This window comes from Leptolyngbya sp. FACHB-711, from assembly GCF_014695615.1.
Taxonomy (GTDB): Bacteria; Cyanobacteriota; Cyanobacteriia; order Elainellales; family Elainellaceae; genus Leptolyngbya_A.
In genome coordinates, this window is sequence record NZ_JACJOR010000550.1 from 1 (window position 1) to 7,368 (window position 7,368).

Below are 7,368 nucleotides of genomic sequence, written 5' to 3' on the forward strand. Positions count from 1 at the left end.
GCTCCGAGCAGATTGCCTTTCTGTCGCTGCTGCTGTTGAGTTTTCAATGCTAATCCCGGTTGATTCGCAGCGGGTAAGAGGAGCATGAGGGGTAGTCCCAGCAATCCATTTCCTACAAAGATCCAAAAACACCAGCGATATCCTTTTCGATGGGCAATGCGAGCTGTTGTGACGTAAAGCAGAATTTGGGCTACAAAGAGGGCAAGAACAAAGAGTCCGATAAACAATTCAGGCAATTAGCACCTCGCAGTACAGTACAAGATTTTGCATCAACTATCGGAAGGTGTGGGAATTCTTCTGGCATCACTGATTGGTATCCGAATCTCAGTTTGCCTCCCAGGACTTCTCCTCACCTACTGAATGTGCTTTTATGCCGTCTTCCTCCTTGAGTCGCGCTATTCGTTTCCGTGCTGCCTGCTGCCATCTGGCAGGATTAGCTTGGCTGCCGCTGTTGCCGCTTGTAGCAGGGTGTCTCAATCTTTTACTCACTGTCGTTTTCAATGATTCCTCCGAGTTTTTGTCGCTCATCACGCTGTTGAGTTTTACTCTACTCCTAGTCTATTCAGGCATCCCAGCGACATTTTGGGTGTGGCAAAGGCAGCGAAACATTCATTCATTTATAGATGAGCGAGGACGTAAAGCTCTCAACTTTCAACTGTCTGTCTCATGTTTTCTGACGATCGTTTTTATCCTCACAACCTTGCTCGTTATTCCTGCCTGTTCTGATGTAGCACATCACTATACAAGTCCTAAAACTCAGTTTGTGTTCTCCTGGGTGGTCGGTTGGATTGTACTAGAGTCAGCATGGGCATTGCCGTTGCTGGCTCCCTTCATCTTGTTTGCTGCTGTGCAGGCATGTCGAGGACGATCGCACTCTCACGCTTTGATCCGTTGGTTTGTTCGTTAGAGCTGTTCTCATTAATTGAAGTCATTAATTGAAGGTTTAACAAGGATTGTGACAAACTCCAGAACGCTCTGCTAGCTTCTGATTTTGACAGCTGACTCAACCTCGATCGAGTAAATCGCTAGGATAAAAAAGGATTGATTCGATTGTCTTTTTCCCATATTCTATGCTTCCCCTCTTTTTTGCCGAACTTCAGCGAAGCTGGCTGCAACTGCGGCGCTATTCTTCAGAAGTGATCGGCGGCATTATTGGTACGACGATAATTTTTTACGGGCTATTTCTCAGCGCAAAGTATATTGCGGGTCCGGCGTTTCAACTTGGCGATCGGCTGGATTCGATCGTGATTGGCTATGTGCTATGGACGCTGATGCTGTTTATTCAGGGCGATATTGCCGGAGGACTTCAGCAAGAGGCACGCACCGGAACACTGGAGCAATTGTTTCTCACCCCCTATGGTGCGTCGCGACTGTTTTTTATCCGTGCGCTTGCCAGCCTGCTGCTGAATCTGGGCATTAACCTGACGATTCTGCTGCTGATTATTGTGATTACGGGCAGTAAGCTTGCCTTTCCGCTGACACTGATTCCGCCGCTGCTGGCAGTGCTGATGGGTGCGTATGGGCTGGCATTTTCGATCGGCTCTCTGGCTTTATTGCTGAAGCAAGTGCAGCAGTTGCTTAGCGTGTTTCAGTTCGCGCTGCTGTTTTTGTTCACCACTCCCGTCGAAACCTGGACAGGGAGTTTGCGCTTTGTGGGCTGGCTCTTGCCGATGGCTCCCGGTGCAGGACTGCTGCGATCGGTGATGGCACGGGGCGAAGGGCTAAACTGGGCAAGTTTAACAATTGCCTTACTCAACGGTGCGCTTTATCTGACGATCGGCTTAACGCTGTTTCGCTGGTCAGAGCGGGAGACAAAGCGGCGGGGAAAACTAGGCGGGTATTGATGTTTTGACCATGACTTTACGATTTTGAAAATTCGCTGATTTGGAGATCTGTCCATCCTCGTCGCACAAGCCCAGCCTCCAGAAACTGAGCACAAAAAAATGAGGGCAATGAATGCCCCCACGCTGAATTTCTAATCAGTTGGTTGCTGATCTAATTGGTTGACGATCAGGTGCTACCCGTGAACACGACATCAGGAAACTTCGCCTGTGCTTCGGCTAAAGGTTGCCGTCTGCCTTCTTCTTGCCAGTAGTTGATCACTTCCGTGGCTTTGTTGAGCAGCTCAATTCGATCGGACTCAGAAATCCAGTGCTTCGCTTCTAGCTCGCCTTTCAACTGCTCCCAGGCATCGTTGCGGGGCCAGAAGAAATAAGAGGTCAGCGGGCTGGTTCCTTTGCCCACGACCTGATCCACTGCAAGCGCAACGTTTTGATCGAGCCAAAGAACTTTCAGAATAAACTTGGACAAAAACACCTCCCGGATCGTTTCGTTGTTCCCATAACTTCTACAATCCTCTATGGTAATCTACAGGTTCCCACGATCGCCATTTGCAAGAGCGACATCGTGCAGTTTAGCTTGAGCAAGGAGTGTATTTTGGTGCAGCCTGCGGGTAGTTCAGCGATCGTGGTGTTTGATATTGATGGTGTAATCCGCGATGTGGGCAACTCTTATCGTCGTGCCCTGGCAGATACAGTCGAGCAGTTTACCCACGGAGCCTATCGACCCAACCAGGCAGATATCGACGCGCTCAAGGCAGAAGGGACGTGGAACAACGATTGGGAAGCCTCTCAAGAGCTGGTGTATCGCTACTTTGAGGCACAAGGAATCGATCGCTCCGCGCAGATCGTGAACTATGAGGCGATCGTGACTTTTTTCCAGAGTCGCTATCGAGGCACTGATCCGGTTCACTGGAATGGCTATATTTGTCACGAACCCTTACTGCTTCAATCCGCCTATCTGCAAGGCTTAACCCAGTCGGGCATTTCTTGGGGATTTTTTAGCGGGGCAACGCGAGGGTCTGCAACGTATGTTCTAGAAAAGCGGCTAGGACTGAAACCGCCAATTCTCGTTGCAATGGAAGATGCACCTGGAAAGCCTGACCCCACTGGATTATTTCAGGCGGTGCGGCAGCTTGAAGTTCGTGACCAGCTCACTGCAAATCTCCCCGTTCTCTACGCCGGGGATACAGTTGCTGATATGCACACCATGAAGCAAGCGCAGATTCAGCAGCCCGATCGATCGTGGATCGGCGTCGGAATTCTGCCACCCCATCTACAGGAACAGTCAGCCGATTATCGCCAGTCCTACAGCCAAAAGCTGACCGAAGCAGGAGCAGCGATCGTTCTACCCAACATTGAGCAGCTCAATCCTGACCAGGTGGCTCAGCTTGTTGGTTCAGCGATTTCCTGAATGCTGCTGGGCAGTTAACCAGCGGACAACAATACGGTGAAGCCACTCTAACCCGACCTGGCTCACCCACTGAGGTGTCGGTAGCTGCCCACCTTCACCAGCCGTCGATTTGGGGTGGGGGATCTTCATAGGGACACTAAAAATCCGCTAACAGGTCTAATTACCAAAATTCTAGGTAGCGGCTTGCGTTAGTGCGATAAATTTCTCATGAAGATCCGTACAACAACAATATAGAAGCTCTCCTTAACCGAAAAACTAATCTGCCTCTGCTTCTTAGAACGACGACAAAAGTCAAGCCTAATGCGGAGTTTCAAGCACAGGCAATGGGCTATTTTGATGGGAAAAATTTCACCGCCATCCTGCACGGCCTTGTATCATAGCTTACCTGAAGGCTAAGTAGATTTGGGTGCAAAAGTGAGTACAAAAGTGAGCACGAAAGACGGTCTGAGGACTGAAAGAACGCCCCTTCGCCACGTCAATCCGAGCTGATTCTGTTCCGTTGTGAGCTGCCTCTTGAACTGGCTTTAGACCTTAGTTCCACGTTTTCCACGGACATTCTGGTTTGGGCAAAATATCTCGACGAAATAATTTACGTGTCAGCTCGATGATTGATAAAGGAATGGTGATAAACCAGATAAAAGAGCCAATGCAAACTAGCAGCCAAGAGAGTCGATCGGACTTTGGCGTAGTATGGTCAGCCCAAAAAACTCCAAGCAGCGTGATGAAGACAACTAGCGAAACCAGCAGATATACCAAAAGCAGTCGAATCAGCATTACCCTATTTCTCGCCCTGATGGGTTGCTCCTACCAATCGGATTGAGCAAAATAAACTTCTATAAATACAAACGGCCACAACCGTGAACTCGTGCACCTTACCTAATTTTTACTATCATTCCTGCATACTTTATGAAAAATACATATAAAGTTGCAGGAGATTAAGGAGAAGCTTCCCTAAGCTCGAGAATTTGCCAAATCACTGCAATTTTGGTGAGTTGCTACGTGTGATTAAAAAATTCGACGATGGCAGATTATGAGCATCGCAGTACAGTTGCTTTTTGCGAAACCTTTGCTGCCCGAAACGCCTTACTTATCTCATTTCTGAAAGAATCTGTTGCAAAGAATTTATTGCAATGTCAAAAACTTCTCTAGAGCAGCGACCATTGTGGGGGGCCATCGACGAACAGTGGCAACCCAGTCCAAGTCTTTGTAGCGTTTATCTAGCCCAACGGCTGCAACCCAGTTACTTTCTGCTTCGCCCTGTTTTCCCTGAACCCAGAGTACGGCGGTAAGAGCTGCTCGCATATCGGCAAACTGGGGATACTTCCGCACTAGATTTCGCATCTCTCGAATCGCTGCCTCTGTTTCGCCTGTCTGGTAAAGGGCGAGGGCATAGTTTGCCCTGGCAAAGGCATAGTCCGGCACTAAACCAGCTGCTTTTTTGTAATCCTGAACTGCCTGCTCCCATTGCCCCAAACCTGCCTCTGCATTGCCGCGATTATTGTAGGCAGCCGGATCACTTGGGTCTAGCACTAACACACGGTTGTAGTCATCGATCGCCGCTGCGTACTGTCCCAAACCCTCATAAGCCGTACCCCGATTCAGATACGGGTCGGGTGCATCAGGAGCCAGCTCGATCGCCCGATTGTAATCCTGGATGGCGGACTCCAGCTTATTTTGGCTCACTCTAGCATTGCCGCGATTGCTCCAGACAGCAGGCTCGTCGGGGAAAGCTTCAAGGAGCTGAGTCCAGTAGGTTTCTGCGGCGGCAAAGTTCCCCTTGTTTGTGGCAGCAAAGGCTTTTGCTTTCAGATTAGCCAGGGATTCAGCGTTCGCAGGTTCTATGCTGGTAGATTCTACTTGAGCAACGATTAAAGCCAGAGGACTTGCCTGAACCGGGGCAAAATAGCTACACCAGAGGACGATCGACAGCAGAACTGAAAAAAGCAGGTTTCGCATCATGCCCATTATCATGCCAGGGATTGAGTTTTGTGACAAATCCTCTCGCCCCGTAGCTTACTGACTGATCAATTCTCCGCACTCAGCAGCGTTTGCACTAGCTCAAACAGTTCAGCTTCCGATCGCCCCTCAAGCTGCCGATCCTTTAAATCAATTAGCCCATGCGCGAGTTCTGCCGCCCGCTTGCGATACTGCACATGACCAGAAAGCAGATCAGTGAAAATCTCCTGCTCAATTTGCAAACGGCTGGCATCTTCAGCCAAAGGCGAACTGTAAGCCACGTTGTCCACGTCATACTTAAGCAAAAAGATCAGCGCATTGCTAAGTTGCTGGAGCTGTCGTTGCAGTTGGCGCACGTCAAAATCGAGCCGATCGAATCCCACCTCCCCTTCGATCCGCAGTTCCACGATCGGCTGATCGGCTGGGTTCATCTGCTCCTGCTGAATGGCAGTTTGCACCAACGTAATCGCTGCCTGCTCCAGTTCTTCTAGCGTTTCCTGTCCTTTCGTTTTCAATTTCAAACGAACAATCGATCGCTGATAGTAGCCGGTCTTCAGTTCTGCCTGTACGCCGCGATCGCTGATCTCCACCAAATACACGCCGCGCCGAAATCGAGATTCCTCAATATTATTTGCCTCGATCGAGCCAGGGTTAAAAATCCAGCCTTCCTGCTCGTAATTCTTGTGAATGTGTCCCAGTGCCAGGTAATCGACTCCCGCCTGTTTTAAAGGCAGCACATCTGAGTAGCGCAACGCCCCCTGATAGCGGGCAATCTGTCCCTCCATGCCGTGATGCAGCAAAAAAACAGTTTGTCCCGGACTGGGCGGTAAGTCTTGCATTGCCTGACTCATTTGCTCGATCGCCTTCGGAGCAGCCGCGCCGTACCACTGCGACCCCATCACTCGCACGCCGCAGTCCAGGTCAATATAGCCGCCGTAGCCATCTTTCCAGTGCGAATAAAGCGGTTCACCCGCTGCCACGTCTCCCGGTTCCAGCAAAATTAGCAGTTCCCAGTCCGCCAGGTAGCGGAGCCAGTTCGTCCGCGCTCCATAAGGGCGATTATCGTGGTTTCCCTCGATCGCAATAGTCGGAATCCCTGCCTGTTTCAGCTGCCGAAGACAGTGCTGCGCTTGGTTTAGCGTGGCAGGCTGAATGTTACGGTGCTCAAACAAATCACCCGCAATCACCACAAAATCGACTCGTTCTGCGATCGCATATTTTTCGAGGGCATTTTCCAATGCCAGGAAAAAATCCTGAGTTCGCGGTTTGCTGTCGTAGCGATCGAACCCCAAATGAATATCAGCTAGATGCAAAAAACGAGCCATAGTACAAATGGACGCAACTGACGTTATTGTAAGTGGTTCCCTCTAATTCTGTCTAAATTGTCTAAATATTGATTCTCAAATGGCGGTGATAAAGTGAACTCATGCTGTCGGAGTGAAATCTCTTAATTTTAAGAGGCTGGGTTATTTGTTATGAAACTCGATCGCATTACGAGCAATCCTAATGGCATGAATGGACAGCCCTGCATTCGTAACCTTCGCCTTACGGTGCGCCGGGTGATTGAGTTATTAGCGACCTATCCTAACCGGGAAGAATTACAGCAGGAGTTTCCAGAGTTAGAGGAGGAAGACATTCAGCAAGCTCTAGTTTTCGTCTCCTCCTATCTGGACGATCGTCTCCCAACCAAACTGTGAAATAAACCTCTTGTTAAATTGAGCATTTGTCGATCGCGCCCTGTTAAACAGCATTTTCTAGGACAAGGAAAATTTTGGGTTTGCGGTTTGTTGTTGGGGCGATCGAATTCTAGAGTAATATCAGCTAGATATAATGAACGAGCTATAGCACAACTGAGGATAAGAGCTTTGAATTTTAACGAGACCAATGTATTTAATAAGTTCCTGTCTTCTTACAATGCAGAACTTTTAAGTAAAGTATCTCGTCTAGATGAATTAATTGGGCGAGATCACTGGCTCTCCGTTGGCAACTATAAAGAATCTATTCTTCGTAGCCTAATTTCTAATATTCTGCCTCGAAAATATGAGGTTAGCACCGGATTTATTCTTGCTTCTAATCGGAAGGGTGAAATACTCAAATCAAGGCAAATAGATATCATTATCTGGGACTCAGCTAACTACGCTCCAATCTTCCGGGATGGAG

General features: G+C 48.9%; 11 protein-coding genes. 5 read left to right on the forward strand and 6 right to left on the reverse strand.

All coding sequences use genetic code 11. The features are described from left to right. Positions 1-236, reverse strand: a 236-nt coding sequence (locus H6F80_RS29500; protein WP_206755121.1) for a hypothetical protein, incomplete at its 3' end; no start/stop codon positions are given. A gap of 134 nt (positions 237-370) precedes the next feature. Here H6F80_RS29500 and H6F80_RS27430 point away from each other — a divergent pair. Beyond that, a complete protein-coding gene (locus tag H6F80_RS27430; protein WP_190794693.1) occupies positions 371-907 on the forward strand; it encodes a magnetosome magnetite crystal formation protein family in 537 nt (178 codons plus the stop codon). 163 nt (positions 908-1,070) lie between these two features. After that, positions 1,071-1,844 (forward strand): ABC transporter permease, encoded by a 774-nt coding sequence (locus H6F80_RS27435; protein WP_190794694.1) that lies wholly within the window; start codon positions 1,071-1,073, stop codon positions 1,842-1,844. A gap of 166 nt (positions 1,845-2,010) precedes the next feature. Here H6F80_RS27435 and H6F80_RS27440 read toward each other — a convergent pair whose 3' ends face one another. Continuing rightward, positions 2,011-2,316, reverse strand: a complete 306-nt coding sequence (locus tag H6F80_RS27440) for a 30S ribosomal protein PSRP-3 (RefSeq protein ID WP_190794695.1) — start codon at positions 2,314-2,316, stop codon at positions 2,011-2,013. A gap of 90 nt (positions 2,317-2,406) precedes the next feature. Between H6F80_RS27440 and H6F80_RS27445 the strand changes: the two genes are divergently transcribed. Next, positions 2,407-3,252, forward strand: a complete 846-nt coding sequence (locus tag H6F80_RS27445; RefSeq protein ID WP_347277936.1) for a TIGR01548 family HAD-type hydrolase — start codon at positions 2,407-2,409, stop codon at positions 3,250-3,252. Here H6F80_RS27445 and H6F80_RS27450 read toward each other — a convergent pair. From H6F80_RS27450 to H6F80_RS27465, 4 genes are all read right to left on the reverse strand, one after another. Further along, positions 3,238-3,381 carry a hypothetical protein gene (locus H6F80_RS27450; RefSeq protein ID WP_190794696.1) on the reverse strand — a complete coding sequence of 48 codons (144 nt, stop codon included), beginning with the start codon at positions 3,379-3,381 and terminating at the stop codon, positions 3,238-3,240. The two genes, H6F80_RS27445 and H6F80_RS27450, sit on opposite strands and share 15 nt — an antisense overlap. Positions 3,382-3,783: 402 nt before the next feature. After that, positions 3,784-4,026 (reverse strand): hypothetical protein, encoded by a 243-nt coding sequence (locus H6F80_RS27455; RefSeq protein ID WP_190794697.1) that lies wholly within the window; start codon positions 4,024-4,026, stop codon positions 3,784-3,786. Positions 4,027-4,374: 348 nt separating this feature from the next. Continuing rightward, entirely contained in the window at positions 4,375-5,211 is an 837-nt protein-coding gene (locus H6F80_RS27460; protein ID WP_190794698.1) for a tetratricopeptide repeat protein, read from the reverse strand. A 65-nt stretch (positions 5,212-5,276) separates the two neighbouring features. Beyond that, positions 5,277-6,533 carry a metallophosphoesterase family protein gene (locus H6F80_RS27465; protein WP_190794699.1) on the reverse strand — a complete coding sequence of 419 codons (1,257 nt, stop codon included), beginning with the start codon at positions 6,531-6,533 and terminating at the stop codon, positions 5,277-5,279. Between the two features lie 150 nt (positions 6,534-6,683). Here H6F80_RS27465 and H6F80_RS27470 point away from each other — a divergent pair, with 150 nt between their 5' ends. Together H6F80_RS27470 and H6F80_RS29505 are read left to right on the forward strand one after the other, a co-directional pair. Then, the gene (locus H6F80_RS27470) at positions 6,684-6,905 is read left to right on the forward strand and encodes a DUF433 domain-containing protein (protein WP_190794700.1); all 222 of its coding nucleotides are present in this window, start codon (positions 6,684-6,686) and stop codon (positions 6,903-6,905) included. Positions 6,906-7,073: 168 nt separating this feature from the next. After that, positions 7,074-7,368: DUF6602 domain-containing protein (locus tag H6F80_RS29505; protein ID WP_206755122.1), on the forward strand; the 295-nt coding region annotated here is incomplete at its 3' end.